The following is a 19,420-nucleotide window of genomic DNA, read 5'->3' on the forward strand; positions in this document are numbered from 1 at the left end:
ACCTACTTAACATCAAAAAGACACATTTGCAAAACTCCAATCCGATGAAAAAGAGAAAAATAGAACTCGTAGTCCTGTCGGACGTGCATTTGGGCACATACGGCTGCCATGCCAAAGAACTGCTGCAATACCTGAATTCGATCAAGCCGAAAATCTTGGTACTCAACGGCGATATCATCGACATTTGGCAATTCCGAAAATCGTATTTTCCGAAATCGCATTTGAAAGTCATCCGAAAAATCATCGATTTCACGTCTAAAGGTACCAAAGTCTATTATTTGACGGGCAACCATGACGAAATGCTGCGCAAGTTCAGCGGAACGAATTTCGGCAATTTCAAGCTCGACGACAAACTTGTGCTCGATTTGGACGGTTCACAAGCATGGATTTTCCACGGCGATGTTTTCGACGCGTCGGTACAGCACTCCAAATGGATCGCGAAATTAGGCGGTTGGGGTTACGATTATTTGATCCTGTTGAACCGTTTCATCAATTGGTGCCTCCACAAACTCGGAAAAGAACCGTATTCGTTCTCGAAGAAAATCAAGGGAAGCGTAAAGAAAGCGGTCAAGTTCATTTCGGATTTCGAAACCACGGCCACCGAGCTCGCCATAGAAAAAGGATACGATTACGTAATTTGCGGACACATCCACGAGCCCAAAATAACCGAGATCGAAAATAAACACGGCAAGACGATGTACCTCAATTCGGGCGATTGGATCGAGAACCTTACCGCTTTGGAATACAATAAAAAACGTTGGAAACTGTATCGTTATGCCGACAACAAACCCGAAATCGACGAAGAACTTTTCGAAATGGAAAACATGTTGAGCCAGACCGATTTGACCCAAATGTTATTCTCCCAAACACGTCTCGTCTCTCGTCGCAACTGATTTCGTTCCGTGTTAAATAAATGATAAGCGGTATCGCCTACCGGTTTTCAAAAGTTAATTTTGGGTCTTAACCTAAAATGACACGACATGAAGAAATTGCTTTTGTGCGCCGCTTTCCTACTGGCCGGCGCGTTTTCGGGAGAAGCCCAGACCATTCGCGAAAATGCGATCGGGTTAAGGTTGAGTGCCGGTGACGGAATCGGTGCCGACGTTTCCTACCAACGCAAGGTCTTTACCAAAAATCGACTTGAATTCGACTTGGGCCTTCGCGAAGACGACCATTACGATATCGGTAAATTCGTAGCCACGTTCCAATGGGTTTTCCCTATCGACAACGGCTTCAATTTTTACGTCGGACCCGGAATTGGTGCCGGACGCTGGGAATACGACCGCAACGTACCGCCGGGATACGATGACGACGGCGGTTTCGGTATCTTGACCGGAGTGGCGGGAATCGAATACGTGTTTCCGGATGTGCCTTTGCAATTGTCGTTCGACATCCGTCCGGAGCTTCACTTCGGTGATGACCGTGATGATTTCGACGACGATTACAACGAGCTTGTTCCCGATATCGGACTTAGCTTGCGCTATACGTTCTAAAACAAAAATCCCGGCTCTAAACCGGGATTCTTTATTTTATTTCGATAGGTTTTTTCGAATTGATCTTGATGATCGCATACGGATATGTGATGACCTGAACCGTCATGTCACCAGACTTGGGTTCGGTCTCTTTTACCGTAACCACGATTTTGTCGGGCTTCTCCTCTACCTTGTCAACCGTGATCGCATAACCGCCCGTATTTTTCTCGCCCATGTTGAGGATGATGAAATTGGCCGTGTCGAGATCGGAAGCCGAAATTTTCTTCCTGAGATTCTCGTCGGCCTGAAGCATCTTGATTTCCTCGGGAGTCGTGAGGATTTCGAAGAAGTGGATGTTGCCGCCTCCGTCGGACTGACTTGTCAAAACTTCGTAAATGGGTTTTTCTCCTTTCGATTTCGGAGCCGACGAACAAGCCGCCAAAAAGACTAAAAGTGCTGCTGTTGCGATTTTTCTCATACTTTGATTTGTAAAGCTTCTTCGTATAACGCTTCGTATAGCGGCAATATTTTCTTGATGTCGAATTGTTTGGCAACACTAAGAGCATTTGCCCGGAATTGCTGCAGGATGGAATCATCTTTGAGGATACGGATCGCGTTGGCGCCCATTTCTTCTACGTTGCCTACATCGCTGAGATAGCCCGAGATTCCGTTGAAATTTACCTCGGGCAAACCACCCGAATTGGTAGAAATCACGGGAATTCCCCAAACCATCGCTTCGAGCGCGGCCAATCCGAAGCTTTCGGTTTCGGATGGCAACAGGAACAAGTCGGTATAACTCAAGATCTGGTCGATCTCATTGCTGTTTCCGAAGAAAATCACCTTGTCTGTAATACCAAGTTTACGGCAGAGTTTCTCGGCTTTAGGACGCTCTGGCCCATCTCCTACGAGCATCAGTTTCGACGGGATTTCCTGTTGGATCTTATGAAAAATCCTGATCACGTCCGGAATCCTCTTGATTTTCCTGAAGTTGCTGATATGGGTTACGATGCGCTCGTTTTCCTCGGCCATGACCGAACGGCGGCAACGGATGCTCGGATCTGACGTATTTTTATTGAGTTCGACGAAATTGGGAATCACATGGATGTCCTTGTGCACGTGAAAATGACGATAGGTATCTTCCTTAAGGCTTTCCGAAACCGAAGTCACGATATCGGATTTATTGATGCTGAACGTAACCGCGGGTTTATAGAACGGATGGCTTCCGACAAGCGTGATATCGGTGCCGTGCAACGTGGTCACGATCGGGATGTAAATTCCTTCTTCCTTGAGCATCTGCTTGGCCATGTAGGCAGCGTATGCATGAGGAATCGCATAATGCACGTGCAACAATTCGATTCCGTAAAGCTTGACCATATCGACGAGTTTGCTCGAAAGCGCCAATTCGTAAGGTTGGTAATGGAAAAGCGGATATTCGGGAACGTTGACCTCGTGGTAATGTACGTTAGGGCTCAATTGTGAAAGACGTACGGGCTGGCTGTATGTGATAAAATGGACTTCGTGTCCGCGACGGCCCAATTCTATTCCTAATTCAGTGGCGACGACACCCGAACCTCCGAAAGTCGGGTAACAGACGATTGCTATTTTCATTGTAGTTGCATTGTGACGCGAAGGTACGAAAAACAGCTAATGGCTTGGCGTTACTGTGCAGGAGAAAATGTGGTTTCAACATAACCCGCAATCTTGTAGATGGTATGATTTATATCTCCGTCATTAATACGCACGTTGTGGTATTGTATACGATACGTGCCGTTTTGTTGGTCCTGGATGGAAAGCGTGCCAAAGAAAATACTATGGCCGGTATAATCGGTTGTGAACCAAGATTCCGAATTGCCGTTCGTATTGAAGGTATAGTTGCCACTAACGTCTACAGCTTCTGAAGCCGCTGGTATCCATATCGTAAAAGCTTCCTTACTGGCACTGTAAAGACCGTTGCTGAACCGGAACATACGCTGGCCGCTTTCGGCATCATAAAACGTTTCGGCATCCTCGGGATCGGCTCCCAATTGAAACAAGTGTCCGTTGATTTTTAACGGACCATCATAATTTTCGACGTCGAAACCTTCGCTATCGGAAGTACACGAAATCAAACAAAAGACAATAAGCAAGAGGCTGAACAGTTTTTTCATGTTTGGTTGTTTGACACGAAATATACTGCTTTTTTAAGATTTCCGAGTCTATTTTAAAATAGCTTCCTGAATCACTTTCTGCATATCCTCGCGGATGTTCTCTTTAGAAAGCGTATTTACGGTGCTATCAGGGAAAGTGCGGTTCGAAAGGAAAATGAAGATCGTCTCGGTTTCAGGATCGGCCCAAGCCATCGTTCCCGTGAATCCGGTGTGGCCGAAGCTTTTCATCGAGACACAATTGCACGTCGGTCCTGCCTGTCCCGGAAGTTGCGGCTTGTCGAAACCGATTCCGCGACGGTTGCCGTCCTTGATGAAATACGTCGTGTTGAAATCGTCGAACGTTTTTGGCGTGAAAAATTGGTGTCCGGCGTAATGGCCTTTCCACAAATACATCTGCATGATTTTGGCCACGTCCATGGCGTTCGAGAAAATTCCCGCGTGGCCCGCGACACCGCCTTCCATGGCTGCTTCCATGTCGTGCACGTAACCCTGGACAATCTGATATCTAAAATATTTGTCGTCTTCTGTCGGCGGAATCACGCTCATATCGAACTTGCGCAACGGATTGTACAATGTATGATCCATTCCCAAGGGCTTGAAAATACGATTCGCGCTCAACGAATCCAGCGTTTGCTTTGTGGCTTTCTCGAGGTATTCTTTCATGATGATGAAAGCAAAATCGCTGTACTTGTATTCCTTTTTCGGAAGCAGTTTACTGTTGGCGATGAACTTCATGATCGAATCGTGGTAATCGTTTCGGATGTACAGGTTTTCGGCCACTTGTTTCGAAAACATCGGATCGTACATCTTGCGGTAATAACGGTCGTCGGGATGTTTGGTACTGTCGAGCGTCGCTTTGTAGAACGGCTCCCAAGCCTGAAGCCGCGCGTAATGCGACAACAGTTCCTTGATGCGGATGTTCTTTTTGTCGGAATGATGAAAAATCGGAAGCAAATCGCCGAGCTTACTGTCTAAAGTGATTTTCCCTTGATCGTATTGTTGCATCACATTTGGTAATGTGGAAACGATCTTGGTAAGCGATGCGATGTCATAAATATCGGAATTCATCACCTTCATCATGCCTTCGTACGTGTGATACCCGAATGATTTTTGATACACGACTTTTCCTTTTCTGGCCACCAAAACCTGAATTCCGGGCGCCATTTTGCCATTGATCGCTTTATACGCTAGCATGTCGATATTGCTCAATCTGGCCGAACTCATCCCGACATTTTCGGGAGCGGTAAAACCAAGTACATCGAGTTTTTCGGTAGAAAGTCCGGCCCCAACGCCGAAATTCGTGCCTATGGAAACCGGAAGTTTGCCTTTGGCCGAAATCGCTCCGAACAACAATTCCGCCGAAACGATCTGTGCTACTTCGCTGTTTTGGTAAGAAACCACCAATCCTTTGAATTTCGAGAAGTCGGTAACCGGCAAAAGCGCATACGGCTTGGCGAAAATATCGAGGATGACCTTATTGTATTTGGTTATCGAATCGAGTTTAGCCAACTCCTCGGGTTTGAAATCGTGGTTTTTCCACGCGCCGTCGCTTTTGTGGTAACCGACGATTACTTTCGAAAACGGCTTCAGTTTTTCGAGCAACAGATGGATGCTGTCGTCGGCGACTTCGGTGACTTCCGTATATTTTTTGAGCGTGGAAACGAACGCAAGATTGTTGTCGTCCCCAAGTTTAACGTAAGCGATTTTTTCAGACGCCAGATTCCTGATCGGAAGCGTCTGCTCTTCGTTTTTGAGTACGGTTATCGCATTTTCGTACAACGTGTACTGCAAAGCCGCGTCTTCTTTGGTATTCACCCCTTCGTACACGTTTTTCGTATCGACAGGCATGTACATGTCCAATCCAACCTTGTATTTGTATCTCAGGATTTTCTTGACGGAAAACTCGAGGCGTTCTTCGGTCAAAATAGTATCCTGGATTGCGACACAGATCTTGTCAAGCGCTTTCGGAACGTTTTCTGGGCAAAGCAACATGTCGTTTCCGGCTAAAAATGCCTCTAGATCGATGTCTCCGGGCGATTTGAAATTCGATGCTCCTTTCATATTGAGCGCATCGGTGAAAATCAAACCGTTAAACCCGAGTTCTTTCTGCAAAAGCTGCGTGACCACGGCATACGAGATCGAAGACGGATAATTCTCGCGCGTTTCCAGAACCGGAATGTTCAGGTGAGCGACCATGACCGACGACAATCCTTCGCCTATAAGCCTTTTGTAAGGATAAAGTTCGATGTTATCAAGCCTTTCTTTCGTAAAATTCAACGTCGGAAGCGAATAATGCGAATCGGTTTCGGTATCGCCATGACCCGGAAAATGCTTGCCTGTGGCGAGTACTCCGTAGCGTTGGATGCCTTTCATCAAAGCGGACGCTCGTTCGGTCACGTTGACTTTGTCCTCGCCGAAAGAACGCGTCCCGATAATAGGGTTTTTCGGATTGGTGTTGATGTCGACTACGGGAGCGAAATTGAAATGGATGCCCATCCTTCGCGCTTGTCTGCCGTAAGATTCGCCGACTTTTTCTATCAATCCGATGTCTTGCACGGCGCCCAAAGTCATGTTCCAAGGGAATCTCGCGACAGAATCGAGTCGCATCGAAAGTCCCCATTCGGCATCGATCCCGACGAAAAGCGGGATTTTGGATTCGGATTGGTAGCGGTTCGTAAGGTTGGCTTGCCTTCCCGGTCCGCCCTGAAAGAAAATCACGCCTCCGATATGCTGGTTTTTGATCAGTCGCGAAATCGAATTGACGTGGGCCGTGTCCTTGTTCGAATAAGCCGAAACCATGAAAAGCTGACCGATCTTTTCGTCTATCGTCATGCTTTTGTAGATGCTGTCGACCCACACGTCTTCGCGTACGCGCTGGATCGGCGTCTTAGCGAACTGAGCCGAAGCGAACTGGAAACATACGATAAAAGCAAAAAAGGAAATGCGCATGACGATCTTTTAAAAAAAGCGGGAATGCCAGCTTTCGTTTGCGGGAACTTCCCAAAATTCATTCCATTCCCCAATCGTGTTCACGAGATTGTTGAATACGATCGTGTTTCCGGTCACGGCTTTTTCTTTAGCCATTTTCTTGAAATCCATAAGGGTTTTATGTGCGATGTGCTCGCCGTTGCGGAACGTCACGTTCATTTTGTCGAGCAGATCGACTGCATATTTCTTCTCGATCTGTTGGATGAAATGTACAGAAGCATCTATCGAACAACCAGTAGCCGCTTGGGTTTCCTGATTGATGGCCAGGATGATGAAACGGTTGTATTTCAATTGGTAGGACGCCTCGAGCCCGCTGCCGTGAGCGGCCCAATTTTCGACGAAAGATTGTAGCTCTTTGTCGATTTCGGCTATTTCTTCATCCGAAAATTTGCGGTTGGATTGGTAGATCCAGATGCGCGAATCTTCGGGTAATGTGTCAAATGGTACGTACATAGGGTGTGCCGGTTCATTTTGTCAGTCCGGCGATGACTTTGTAATAACGGAATTCCTTCATTTTAGGATCGTACAATTCGATTTCGTTGTACGAAACTTTCGCTTTATCTCCTTTTTTGAGGTTGCCTTCGGTAAACAACGAAGCCGAATCGAAATAATCGAGGAACAGCATCGTATGTGTACGGCCGTTTTCGTCTTTCACTTGTATACTGACGAACTGTTCGGTCTTGATTTCCAAAATCTTGCCCGTCACACTGGCCAACACGGTTTCTTCTGCGGCCGCCTCTTGCTTTTCTTTTATCGCATGTTTGCCCAAAGCGAGAATATAATCCGGGCAGATATTGAGCATTTTGACACCTATCTCGGACCCTAACTTCTCTATGGATGCGGAATCGTCAAATTCCAACTCTTCGCCACCCATGGCTTTTGAATTTGCCGTATAGCTTTGGATCATGCACAATCCGAATTGCCCTTTGAGGTTTTCGAAATCACCGGACATGTCCAACTTCTTATCCTCTATGCATTTACAGGTTTCTTCTGCAACTTTTTGCAGCAAGGCGTCTTTCTGGCTGAACATGAAATTACCGGCAAATAAAACAGCGACTACGATCAATTTCTTCATAGATCGTGAGCGTTTGCGATCAATTCGGCCACATCCAATACTTTGACTTCGGCTTCTTTTTCTTTGTTCTTCACGCCGTCGGTAAGCATGGTATTACAGAACGGGCAGGCCGCCGCAATGATTTTCGAGCCTGTATCCAAAGCTTCTTCGGAACGTTCGATATTGATTTCCTTGTCTCCCGGTTCGGCGTCCTTGAACATTTGCGCTCCGCCGGCTCCACAACACAAACCGTTGGTACGCGAACGCTTCATTTCGACAAGCTCGGCATCGAGTTTCTGGATAAGCTCACGCGGCGCTTCGTAAATGTTGTTCGCGCGTCCCAAATAACAAGGATCGTGAAATACGATTTTCTTTCCTTTGAACGTGCCGCCTTCAATCGTCAATCGTCCGTCGTCTAGGAGCGATTTGAGGAATTGCGTATGGTGCACGACTTCGTAACTTCCGCCCAATCCCGGATATTCGTTCTTGATCGTATTGAAACAATGCGGACACGCCGTCACGATTTTCTTGACCTCGTAAGCGTTCAAAAGCTCGATGTTCATCATGGCCTGCATCTGGAACAGGAACTCGTTCCCTGCTCTTTTCGCGGGATCGCCCGTACAGCTTTCCTCGGTTCCCAACACGGCGAATTCGACACCTGCGCGATTGAGCAGACGCACGAAAGCCTTTGTGATTTTTTTGGCCCTATCGTCGAAACTTCCGGAACAACCGACCCAGAACAATACTTCGGGCGATTTTCCTTGGGCCATGAAATCGGCCATTGTGGGGACTTTGAGTTCTTCTGACATTCTTTTATTTTTTAGATTTTCAGATTTTCAGATCTTCAGATTGTCAGACCTCTGTAAATCTGTCAATCTCTAAATCTGTCAATCTTCTTATTCGTGTTTTCCGTCGTCGAAAACCTGGATCGTGACTTCCTTTTCGATCAGATCGGTGAATTTTCCGCGGTAACGCGTCGCTTTGACCAAATGGTTGTCGATCCAATGATAATTGCCTCCTCTCGGTTTTCCGAAAACGATGCCGTGATACCTGAAACCGTGCTTGTTAAGCCATTCTTCGGTAACCTGACGGTGCGCTTCGGTGCGCGAGGTGAAGAAGAAAATCACGTGACCTTCGTCGTACCACTTGTTCAACGTGACCAACGCATCGGGATACAATTCGGCCGTGGCCATCCTTTCAGGTTCTTCGTTCGGGATGTCGTCGCAAATCGTACCGTCTATGTCGATCAGGTAATTTTTGATCTCCGCTGGCAAAACCGGGCTGATGTGCTTGCCGTTTTCGGTCGCGGGCTGGAGGTTGTCCTCAATTTCTTCCGTTTTCATTTTGTCTGTCTTTAATTAATTTGATTTTTCGAATTGATTAAAAACATCCTTAACCTCACCTATAAGAATATTTTTAGCTTTTTTGATTTATGTTACTGATTCATGACTCGCATCTGCCAAAGCTTCTGTTACTGCCATTAATTCTCATTCTTCCAGTTCAATCGATCCTGTTGGTTATACGGCCAAGGCGCGGCGTTGTTCTCTACATTGCTCATCATCGCGTTCAACGATTGTGGCGCGGCGCTTTGCTCCATCACAAGGAAACGTCTCATGTCCATGATGATCGACAGCGGGCTGATGTTCACCGGACATTCCTCTACGCAAGCGTTGCAAGTCGTACACGCCCACAATTCCTCTGGTGTGATGTAGTCGTTGAGCAACGTTTTGTTATCGGGCACGAACGTACCTTTGTTCGCATCTATATTCTTGCCGACTTCTTCGAGACGGTCACGCGTATCCATCATGATCTTACGCGGAGACAGTTTCTTGCCTGTAATGTTCGCCGGACACGAAGAAGTGCAACGTCCGCATTCGGTACACGTGTAAGCGTTGAGCAATTGCACCCAATTCAAATCCTGCACGTCCTGAGCTCCGAATTTTTCGGGAACGGCATTCGGGTCGGCATTGGCCGGAGCCGCGAACGGGTCGGCATTCGGATCCATCATCAATTTCACTTCGGCCGTTACCGAGTCGAGATTGTTGAATTTCCCTTTCGCGTTCAAATCGGCATAATACGTATTCGGGAACGCCAAAAGGATATGCAGGTGTTTCGAGAAATACAGGTAATTCAAGAATACGAGAATGCCTGCGATGTGAAGCCACCAGCACGTTCTTTCGATCACCCAAACCGAATTGTCGGCCATCCCGTCGAATATCGGCGAAACCACAGCACTCACAGGAAACGCACCTGCTTGTATATAATGAGGGAAATTCCTGTACTGAAGTTGGAAATCGGTTGCGTTCATCAACAAGAAAAGCGTCATGAGCACGACTTCAAAATACAGGATGTAATTGGCATCGCTCTTCGGCCAACCCTTTAGGTCGGAATGGATAAAACGCTTGATTTTGATAATGTTCCTTCTGATCAAAAACGCAATGACCGCGAATAAGACCAATACGGCCAAAATCTCGAACGAACCGATCAGGAAGCTGTAGAATCCTCCGAGGAACGAAAATATGCGGTGTGTCCCGAAAAGCCCGTCGATCACGATTTCGAGCACTTCGATATTGATGATTACGAATCCCACATACACCAAGATGTGCAGGATTCCCGAAACCGGACGTTTTACCATCTTCTTCTGGCCAAGCGCTATCATGGCCATATTCGTCCAACGCTCGCCTGGATTGTCGGAACGGTCGATGTCGCGGCCCAGCTTGATGTTGCGGATCAGCTTCTTCACGTTCATCGCAAAAAAACCGACTCCTAAAGCCAGGATTACGGCAAAGAATATGTTGTCAAGGTAATTCATCGGTGTTTATTTTGGTGGAGTTTCTTCGGTAGGCGCCACATACGGCTTGTTCTTCTTTCCGAAAAGCGAGACATTTATATAGCGTGTCGGATTCAGCCTTACGTCCTGAAGCAGCAATTCGAGCTCGCGCGACGTCTTGGCGAGGTTGTCGTAAAGCGCGTCGTCTTTGATCAATTTACCCATCGTACCTTTTCCTGAATCGATCTGCGCCATCAGGTTGTCTACTTTGGTAAGTGTTGTCTTGAGACTTTCGACGGCTTTGTCAAGTTCCGCTTTTTCAAGATCGGAAGATATTTTGTTGAAATCGGAAGAGACCTTCTCGAAATTGCTCACGACGTTGTCGATCTTGCCTTTGTTGTTGTCGAGAATGCCGTTGAGGCTGTTCGATGCCTTGTGGAATTGCGCCATCGTCGCGTTGAGCTCGGCGATCGTATTCTTGAGGTTTTCCTGACTTTTCTTGTCGAGGATGTTGTTGATGCTCGTAATCGTGCCGTCCAATCCCAAAAGCACTTTGTCGAGTTTGGCCGTAATCGGAGACAGTTTGTCGCCGACCAAAGCCGTCAATCCCGGAACGCTTCCGCCCGTGAGCGTATCGCCCGAGACCGCGAAGTTCGTATCGGTAAGATTAGGGATGATCTGGATTTGCTTACCCGCGATAAGCCCTGGTTCGTACAGGTTGATCTGGCTCGATTTGGCGATTTCGACTTCTTCGTTGGTGATTTGGAATTCCACGACAGGCTTGTTGGTTTTCGGGTGTAGCCTGATTTTGGTCACCTTGCCCACGACCATCCCGTTAATCGTAACCGGAGCCGATTGCATCAAACCTTCGACATTGTCATACTGAACGTAAAATACCTTGTTGGAATTCAGGATATCGGTACCTTTCAAGAAGCTGTATCCCCAAATAAACAATAAAATAGAAGCGATTACCAGAATGGCAGTCTTGATTTCCCTTGTAATTTTCAAAGCTTTGCTGTTTTGAACAAAAGTAAGACAATTATCCCTGAAAATGGGTGGCTTTTTTTGAACTTAGAGATAATAGACCGATAGATAATAGACACTCTAAAGTAAATAAAATCTTGTTTCACATTTCGGACACTCTATTATCTATCCGTCTTTCATCTATTATCTTATCAACGGCGGTTTTTAAGGGCTTCGTCAAGGCTCACACGTTGTCCGTCGCGAAAAGCCACGATATAGGCCGACGGGAATCCTTTTGTTTTCGCTTCCGAAAGTTTTTGGCGCGCGCTCTCGTAGTTCGAGGTTTCTCCGTAAAAATATTTGTAGAGCTTGCCGTCCGAAATGATCGATACGCCACTCAACCCCTTGAAGTTGCTTGGAGTCGTCGCCAATTTGTTGCCGCTGGCCGAAATCTGCACTTTGAAAACCACTCCCGATACCGAATTGTCGACAACTACCGGCTCTACGTTATTGCGAACGGGTACGGTGTTCGAGGATGAAGTGTCCGCAACCGGGGTTTCAACAATCCTTTGGGACGGACGCTCATCTGCCGGATCGTAATTGCCGCTTCCGAAATATTCTTTTTTGTATCCGATGATGGCATTGGCGATCGCACGTGCCATTTCATCCTGTCCGTCTTCCGAATCGAGGAAAGAACCGTCTTTAGGATTGGAAATGAAGCCCATTTCTATAAGTACGCGCGGCATATACGCTTTATGCAACACCATATACGGCGCCTGTTTCACGCCACGGCTTTTCTTTCCGAGCGATTTTACGAACACATCCTGGATTTTGCTCGCGAGCGAGATGCTGTTGTCGAGAAACTCTTCCTGCATGAGCTCTACACCTATCATCGTTTCCGGGTTATGCGGGTCGAAACCTTCATATTTCTGTTTGTAATCTTTCTCCATCGTGATCACGTCGTTTTCGCGCTTGGCCGCCTCGAGGTTGGACGCGTTCTTGGTCATACCCATCACGTAGGTTTCGGTGCCTTCGGCCGCGCTATTCTTGTTCGCGTTGCAGTGGATGGACACGAAAATGTGCGAATCGGCACGGTTGGCGATGTTGGCACGCTCCACGAGTTCGATGAACACATCCGATTTACGGGTATACACCACATCGAATCCGGGGGTGCTTTCAAGGATCTTGCCTACTTTCTGGACGACGCCAAGCGAGATGTTCTTTTCGATGTGGCCGTTGTAGACCGCTCCGAAATCCTTACCTCCATGCCCGGCATCGAGCGTGACCTTAAATTTTTGATTTTGTGCGAAAACACCTATCGACGTGAAGATGAAAACCAATAAAACAGACGGTTTCAGCTTGTTGGAAATCCCCATAAATGCAAAAGTTAATTTTAATGAAATGCGCGAGGCTAAAGTCATTATTTATTTATTTTTGACGGAAAATTATATGTAAGTTTGGCGCTTGAAATCTAGCCATAATCATTACAAAAGTAGCATTAATAGCGTTGCGGGCAAACTTATTCCATATCGTTTTATCAGCAATCTTGCTAACAGTCGGAGCATCAAAAAGCTACTCCCAGGAACTCCGAAACAACAAGACAAATATCCCGCCAAAAAACCAGCCTCAAGCGAAAAAACCGGTTTCTCCTACTGTTAACGCCGATGACAGCCTAAAAATTGCAACGGTTTCGGCACCGGATAGCCTCAAACCCAAAAAGCCACTGCTCGAAAGCAAGATTACGAGAAAAGCCAAGGATTACGAGCGTTTCAACCAAAAGACCAAACAGCTTACTTTATTTAATGAGGCCGAAGTCTATTATCAGGACATCGAACTCAAATCGGGCATCATCGTGCTCGATTACGGAAAGGACGAAATCTATGCGGGCCGCATCAAGGATTCAACCGGAAAATTGACGCAACGCCCTGTTTTCAAGCAAGGACAGAACGTGGTCGAGCCCGATTCGATCCGCTTCAACACCAAGACGAAAAAGGCGCTTATCTGGAATTCGCGCACCGAACAGAGCGAATTCCACATAAAAGCTGATATCGTTAAGCGCGAGAACGACTCGGTTTACTACATGAAAGGCGCAAGATTCACGACTTCGAAAGACATCGACAATCCCGAATATTACTTTTATACGTCACGCGCCAAATTCGTACCGGGACAGAAAGTCGTTGTCGGTGGCACGAACATGGTCATTGCGGACGTGCCTACCCCTATTTTCCTTCCGTTCGCGTTTTTTCCGATGACCGATAAGGCGCAATCCGGGATTTTGCTGCCTTCTTACGGGGAAAGCAACAACCGTGGTTTTTTCCTCCAGAACATCGGCTATTATTTTGCGTTGTCCGACAATTACGACCTCGCGGTCTTGGGCGATTATTACACCAACGGAAGTTACGCGATGCGCTTTGAGTCACGATATGCGTGGCGCTACCAGTTCAGCGGAAACCTCAATGTACGTTTCGAGAATCTCATCAACGGCGAAAGAGGTTATCCCGATTATGCCAAACAGCGTATCTACAACATACAATGGTCGCATTCTCAAGATCCGAAAGCAAACGTAAACTCGCGTTTCTCGGCATCGGTCAACTTGGGTAGCAGCCAGTATTTCAGGCAATCGATCAACCAGATCAACGTCGGATCGTCGCTGAACAACACGTTGAGCTCGTCGATTTCGTATTCGAAGACATTCCAGACCGTGCCTCAGGTCAATATGTCGCTTACGGCAAGCCATCAGCAGAATACCGAAAGCAAGGCGATCAGTATGACTTTGCCGACGCTTCAGGTGAACGTGGACAGGATTTTCCCGTTCGCTCCCGGAGACGGCCCGAAGAAAGGCTTTATCAAGAACATGAACATCCAATATAGTTTGAAGGCCGAAAACCGCTATCAGACTTACGATTCGTTGTTCTTTAAATCGGAAATGTTCCGCGATGCGAAAACCGGTTTCCAGCATACGATTCCGCTTTCGACGAACTTCAAGCTGTTCCGTTATTTCAGTGCCTCGACCTCTGTAAATTATAACGAGGTTTGGTATTTCAAGACGATCCGCAAGGAGTACGATCCTACGACGACGCGTGACACGACGTATAACGTGAACGGTTTCGATGCATTTCGTACGTACAATTTCGGTTCATCGTTGGGAACGACGATTTATGGTACGTTCAACTTCGGAAAGGATAAGAAAATCCAGGCGATCCGTCACGTGATGCGCCCTTCGGTTTCTTACAGCTACACGCCGAGCTTTAACCAATACTACGACAAATACACGTCTCAGGCCACGGCCGAAACCATCGTCAAGGAATACACGCGTTTCGAAAACGGGATTTTCGGATCTCCGGGAAAAAATGTCTCGAACAGCGTCGGGTTCAGCCTTAGCAATACGTTCGAAGCCAAAGTGACCGATCGGGATACGACGAAAACAGAAGCGAAAAAAATCATGTTGCTCAACAACTTCAATTTGAGCACATCCTATAATATCGCTGCCGACTCCCTAAAGTGGTCGCCATTGCGCATTACGGGCGGAACGACTTTGTTCAAAGACAAGATGAACGTCAATTTCGGGGCGACTTTGAACCCTTATGCGCTTGACAATGCAGGAAGGACAATCAACAAGTTCAACATCGACAACGGCGGAAGCTTGTTCCGTATGACCAACGCGAACCTTACCGTCGGCTATTCGCTTGCCAGTACCGACGGAGAGGAAGGCAAAAAGAAAAGCCCGGATTCCCAAGGCGTCCGCAACGGTGGTCGCGAAGACGATCTGTTCGGCGCGAATACCGATCCCAGCGATCCACGTCAGGACGACCAAAAGGACGACGAAGCCACCAATGAAATCAAAGACCTGTTCAAACTCGATATTCCTTGGGACATGACTCTCGCCTACTCGCTGACGTATTCGAATTCAAGACGTGAAAGCGACATTACGGGCAACTCGCTCATGGTTTCGGCCAATACCGATATCACGCCTATGTGGAAAGTCGGGGTCTCTACGGGTTACGATTTTGTACAGGAAGGCTTTACGTTTACCCAAATACGTCTTTCGCGCGACTTGTTGAGTTGGAAAATGGATTTTAGTTGGGTACCTTTCGGACAGAATACGTATTGGAGTTTCTTCATCGGTATCAAGTCGAGCATATTGCAGGACGTGAAGTATGATAAACGCAGCGTGCCGAATCGCTAGTCGGCAGGAATCAGTTGCGGAAAGCAGTTGAAAAAAATTTCAGTCGAAAATCAAACAATCAACAACATAGCATCATGAAAAAAATCATTTACACCGATAAGGCACCGGCTCCGATCGGACCATACAGCCAAGCCGTCCAGTTTGGCGACACACTTTACACTTCGGGACAAATTGCGATCGATCCGACTACCGGACATTTGGTTTTGGGCAATGTAGAATCGGAAACCAAACAGGTAATGGAAAACCTCAAAGCGGTTCTTGAGGCCGCCGATATGGGATTCGAGCACGTAGTCAAAACCACCATTTTCATTATGGACATGGGCGATTTCACGAAAATCAACGCCGTTTACGGAAGTTATCTCGACGAAGCGAATGCTCCGGCACGCGAAACGGTACAGGTGGCCGGTTTGCCAAAAGGCGTTACGGTCGAGATTTCGATGATTGCCAGAAAATAGATTTTTATGTCGCGGATTCGCGGATGTGAATTCAATAAAAATCATTAAATAAAAAAAGGCGAACCATTGGTTATCGCCTTTTTTTATCTGGTAAAATCCGCGGCTAAAATCTTTTAGTTCAAAGAATGATACGCAATCAACCCGTCAATCGGGCGACGCAAAACGTTTCCGATCTTGATGTTGTGCTTCTCGAGAACTTCTTTCAATTCTTCGCGTAAATAGAACGCGATCGAACCGATGAAATGCACCGGAACTGTCGCATGTTCGTCGTACTGTTTGATGTACAATTCGACGAAATCTTCCATCGCGGCATAAATCAATTTCTTGCAGAACGCATCGTCCTTGTGCTGAATCAGGAATTTCGCAAAAGTCGCCAAGTACGCGTTCGGGTTGGGTTCTTTGTACAGATTGTGCTTGATCACATCGGGATCGAGATTGTGTACTTTTTCGAATTCAGTTGCCAGATGTGCCGGCATTTTGCTAAAATAATACGCACGGATCAACTCACGCCCGAAACGGTTTCCGCTACAGTCGTCCATCGCGATATATCCGAGTGATTGCACTTTTTGGTGAAGTTCTTTGCCGTCAAAATAACTGCAGTTCGAACCTGTTCCCAAAATGCAGACCACGGCCTTCTCGTTTTTCGGGGTTGTCGCGTAAACCGCGGCATACGTATCCTCGTTGACCGAAATGTTCGCGTTCGGGAAATAATCCCTGAAGATCGCGGCGAGAAAACTCCTCATGCGCTCCGTACCGCAGCCCGCTCCGTAAAAATACAGATGCGTCACGCTTTTCTTGTTGTGGGAAATGTCGAAACGGTCGTCCAAACGAGAAACGATCTCGTCCTTTCCGAGCACTTCGGGATTTACCCCAAGCGATTGTGTGGTGAACAACACCTTGCCCGCATCATCAATCGCGATCCAGTCGGCTTTGGTCGATCCACTGTCTACTAATAATTTCATTGGGTTCTTTGGATGGTTTGGTTTTATTCCGCTGCGCTCCTTGCTCCCGATGTTTCGGGACGGCTACGCCTCGGGTGTTATAATGGTTTAAAAAGCCCAAATACGTCCGCTTTTTGATGGAGAAAGTTCGCAGTTCTTCCTTTGGCTTCTGAATTCGGAAAATGCAATATAAAAGAAAAATCCCGCCTTGTTTCCAACGGGATTTTCCTTTGTAAAAATTATTTCAATCCGGCAGTGTGCACGGCAAGGTCGATCAATTTGCTAGAATAGCCATACTCGTTGTCATACCACGAAACGATCTTGAAGAACTGTGAGTTCAATCCGATACCTGCTTTTGCGTCGATGATCGAAGTACGTGAATCGCCTACAAAATCCTGTGAAACCACGTCGTCTTCGGTAAAGCCCAAAATGTTCTTGTAGTCGGTTTCGGAAGCTTTTTTCAAAACGGCCATGATTTCTTCATACGTCGTTTCTTTTTCCAATCTTACCGTCAAATCCACTACCGAAACGTCGATGGTAGGCACGCGGAAAGACATTCCTGTCAATTTTCCGTTGAGCGAAGGAATCACTTTTCCGACCGCTTTTGCAGCTCCGGTCGAAGATGGGATGATGTTTACGCTGGCTGCGCGTCCGCCTCTCCAGTCTTTTCTCGAAGGTCCGTCGGCTACCATTTGTGTAGATGTGGATGCGTGTACCGTCGTCATCAAACCTTCTACGATACCGAAGTTGTCGTTGAGGACTTTTGCCAATGGCGCAAGACAGTTCGTCGTACACGAAGCGTTCGAGATTACGGTATCCGTAGCTTTCACTTCGGTGTGGTTGACGCCCATAACGAACATCGGTGCGTCTGCAGACGGAGCCGAAATGATTACTTTTCTTGCTCCTCCTTTGATGTGCGCTTGTGCCGATTCGATCGTGGTGAAAATCCCGGTACATTCCGCCACGACGTCTACTCCTACTTCATCCCACTTCAAAGTCGAAGGATCTTTTTCGGCAGTCGTGCGGATGTGCTTTCCGTTCACGTATAGTTTTCCGTCTTTCACTTCTACGTCTCCGTTGAAACGCCCGTGTACGGAATCATATTTAAGCAAATAGGCCAAATGGTCTACGTCCAAAAGGTCGTTGATGGCCACGACTTCAACGTTGTCGCGGTTGTAGGTTTCGCGGAACACGATGCGTCCGATGCGTCCGAAACCGTTTATTCCTAATTTAACTTTTGACATTTTTCTTGTTTTATTTGATTTAATATAGAGTTCATGTAAAAAAATCAGGTTCAGAATTCAGGCGGAAACCCAAATCTTGAACCTTTTTTGTTATGTGGACATGATGTCTGCGACCTTGAGCAGCTCGCGATCAATCTCAGAATGTCCTTTGATGGCTTGGTCGATCGGCGTAAGTGTAATTTTGTCGCCCAAAATCCCGACCATGAAATTCGATTTGCCTTCAATAAGCGATTCGACTGCTTTCACGCCAAGACGGCTTGCGAGCACGCGGTCGAAACAGGTTGGCGCGCCACCGCGTTGCATGTGTCCGAGAACAGAAACGCGAACATCGTATTCAGGAAGGTTCGCTTCTACGTAATCTTTAAGTTCGAAAACATTCTTTCCGATCTTGTCGCCTTCGGCAATCACGACGATACTCGACGATTTGCCCGACGCTTTACTTTTCTTCAATGAATCGAGCAGACGCTCAAGCCCGAGGTCTTCTTCGGGAATAAGGATTTCTTCGGCACCCGCACCGATTCCGGCGTTAAGCGCGATATGACCGGCGTCGCGACCCATAACTTCTACAAAAAAAAGACGGTTGTGCGATGAAGCCGTGTCGCGAATCTTATCGATGACTTCTACAACCGTGTTGAGTGCCGTATCGTAGCCAAGCGTGAAGCTCGTACCATAAATGTCGTTGTCGATAGTGCCCGGAATTCCCATGATCGGGATGTTGAATTCGGAATTGAAGACTTCGGCTCCTGTAAAACTTCCGTCACCGCCGATGACTACAAGTGAATCGATTCCGGCTTTTTGGATATTGGAAAAGGCTTTTTGACGACCTTCCGGGGTCATGAAATCTTTGGAACGTGCCGATTTGAGGATCGTTCCGCCTTTATTGACGATGTTGTTGACGCTTCTCGGTCCCATTTCCTTGAAATCGCCTTCAATCATTCCTTGGTAACCTCTGTAAATACCTACGCATTCAATATTGTGATACGCACAAGTACGCACCACGGAACGGATGGCAGCGTTCATTCCGGGCGAATCCCCACCCGATGTCAGCACACCAATCCTTTTTATTGTTTTTGACATTTATTATGGTATTAAAATGTAAACTTAGCAAATATGGGCCATTTTTTCGGCACCATTATTACTACTTTAGCATTTGCGATATTTTCAAACGTTTTCGTTGATAAGTTTTCGGAAAGCCGCTTG

At 46.9% G+C, this 19,420-nt stretch carries 18 protein-coding genes; 4 read left to right on the top strand and 14 right to left on the bottom strand.

The window, feature by feature from the left end; genetic code table 11:
- Positions 1-44 precede the first annotated feature (44 nt).
- A complete protein-coding gene (locus HZF10_RS03585) occupies positions 45-893 on the top strand; it encodes a UDP-2,3-diacylglucosamine diphosphatase (RefSeq protein WP_176004805.1) in 849 nt (282 codons plus the stop codon).
- A gap of 87 nt (positions 894-980) precedes the next feature.
- Positions 981-1,493: a hypothetical protein gene (locus HZF10_RS03590; protein ID WP_176004806.1), complete on the top strand. Its 513-nt coding sequence runs from the start codon at positions 981-983 to the stop codon at positions 1,491-1,493.
- A 31-nt stretch (positions 1,494-1,524) separates the two neighbouring features.
- Here HZF10_RS03590 and HZF10_RS03595 read toward each other — a convergent pair whose 3' ends face one another.
- From HZF10_RS03595 to HZF10_RS03645, 11 genes are all read right to left on the bottom strand, one after another.
- On the bottom strand, positions 1,525-1,950 hold the full coding sequence (locus tag HZF10_RS03595; protein ID WP_176004807.1) for a protease complex subunit PrcB family protein: 426 nt from the start codon (positions 1,948-1,950) through the stop codon (positions 1,525-1,527).
- Positions 1,947-3,080, bottom strand: a complete 1,134-nt coding sequence (gene bshA, locus HZF10_RS03600) for an N-acetyl-alpha-D-glucosaminyl L-malate synthase BshA (protein WP_176004808.1) — start codon at positions 3,078-3,080, stop codon at positions 1,947-1,949. Before bshA ends, HZF10_RS03595 begins: the two co-directional genes overlap by 4 nt.
- A gap of 50 nt (positions 3,081-3,130) precedes the next feature.
- On the bottom strand, positions 3,131-3,619 hold the full coding sequence (locus tag HZF10_RS03605; protein WP_176004809.1) for a hypothetical protein: 489 nt from the start codon (positions 3,617-3,619) through the stop codon (positions 3,131-3,133).
- A 48-nt stretch (positions 3,620-3,667) separates the two neighbouring features.
- Positions 3,668-6,568: a serine hydrolase domain-containing protein gene (locus HZF10_RS03610; RefSeq protein ID WP_176004810.1), complete on the bottom strand. Its 2,901-nt coding sequence runs from the start codon at positions 6,566-6,568 to the stop codon at positions 3,668-3,670.
- 9 nt (positions 6,569-6,577) lie between these two features.
- Positions 6,578-7,060 (bottom strand): ABC transporter ATPase, encoded by a 483-nt coding sequence (locus HZF10_RS03615; protein WP_176004811.1) that lies wholly within the window; start codon positions 7,058-7,060, stop codon positions 6,578-6,580.
- A gap of 13 nt (positions 7,061-7,073) precedes the next feature.
- A complete protein-coding gene (locus HZF10_RS03620; RefSeq protein ID WP_176004812.1) occupies positions 7,074-7,682 on the bottom strand; it encodes a hypothetical protein in 609 nt (202 codons plus the stop codon).
- Complete coding sequence (locus HZF10_RS03625; protein ID WP_176004813.1) at positions 7,679-8,470, bottom strand: (Fe-S)-binding protein; 792 nt, start codon at positions 8,468-8,470, stop codon at positions 7,679-7,681. Before HZF10_RS03625 ends, HZF10_RS03620 begins: the two co-directional genes overlap by 4 nt.
- Before the next feature lie 87 nt (positions 8,471-8,557).
- Entirely contained in the window at positions 8,558-9,004 is a 447-nt protein-coding gene (locus HZF10_RS03630) for an LNS2 domain-containing protein (protein WP_176004814.1), read from the bottom strand.
- Between the two features lie 137 nt (positions 9,005-9,141).
- The gene (locus HZF10_RS03635; RefSeq protein WP_176004815.1) at positions 9,142-10,473 is read right to left on the bottom strand and encodes a 4Fe-4S dicluster domain-containing protein; all 1,332 of its coding nucleotides are present in this window, start codon (positions 10,471-10,473) and stop codon (positions 9,142-9,144) included.
- A gap of 6 nt (positions 10,474-10,479) precedes the next feature.
- Entirely contained in the window at positions 10,480-11,439 is a 960-nt protein-coding gene (locus HZF10_RS03640) for an MlaD family protein (RefSeq protein ID WP_176004816.1), read from the bottom strand.
- A gap of 167 nt (positions 11,440-11,606) precedes the next feature.
- A complete protein-coding gene (locus HZF10_RS03645) occupies positions 11,607-12,770 on the bottom strand; it encodes an N-acetylmuramoyl-L-alanine amidase family protein (RefSeq protein ID WP_176004817.1) in 1,164 nt (387 codons plus the stop codon).
- A gap of 170 nt (positions 12,771-12,940) precedes the next feature.
- Between HZF10_RS03645 and HZF10_RS03650 the strand changes: the two genes are divergently transcribed.
- Positions 12,941-15,580, top strand: a complete 2,640-nt coding sequence (locus tag HZF10_RS03650; RefSeq protein WP_246282460.1) for a putative LPS assembly protein LptD — start codon at positions 12,941-12,943, stop codon at positions 15,578-15,580.
- 74 nt (positions 15,581-15,654) lie between these two features.
- Positions 15,655-16,035: a RidA family protein gene (locus HZF10_RS03655; RefSeq protein ID WP_176004819.1), complete on the top strand. Its 381-nt coding sequence runs from the start codon at positions 15,655-15,657 to the stop codon at positions 16,033-16,035.
- A gap of 113 nt (positions 16,036-16,148) precedes the next feature.
- Here HZF10_RS03655 and HZF10_RS03660 read toward each other — a convergent pair whose 3' ends face one another.
- From HZF10_RS03660 to pfkA, 3 genes are all read right to left on the bottom strand, one after another.
- Complete coding sequence (locus tag HZF10_RS03660) at positions 16,149-16,997, bottom strand: BadF/BadG/BcrA/BcrD ATPase family protein (RefSeq protein ID WP_176004820.1); 849 nt, start codon at positions 16,995-16,997, stop codon at positions 16,149-16,151.
- 218 nt (positions 16,998-17,215) lie between these two features.
- The gene (gene gap / locus HZF10_RS03665; protein WP_176004821.1) at positions 17,216-18,220 is read right to left on the bottom strand and encodes a type I glyceraldehyde-3-phosphate dehydrogenase; all 1,005 of its coding nucleotides are present in this window, start codon (positions 18,218-18,220) and stop codon (positions 17,216-17,218) included.
- Positions 18,221-18,310: 90 nt separating this feature from the next.
- Positions 18,311-19,297 carry a 6-phosphofructokinase gene (gene pfkA / locus HZF10_RS03670; protein WP_176004822.1) on the bottom strand — a complete coding sequence of 329 codons (987 nt, stop codon included), beginning with the start codon at positions 19,295-19,297 and terminating at the stop codon, positions 18,311-18,313.
- Between the last annotated feature and the right edge of the window lie 123 nt (positions 19,298-19,420).

Source organism: Flavobacterium agri, assembly GCF_013401995.1.
GTDB classification, from domain to species: domain Bacteria; phylum Bacteroidota; class Bacteroidia; order Flavobacteriales; family Flavobacteriaceae; genus Flavobacterium; species Flavobacterium agri.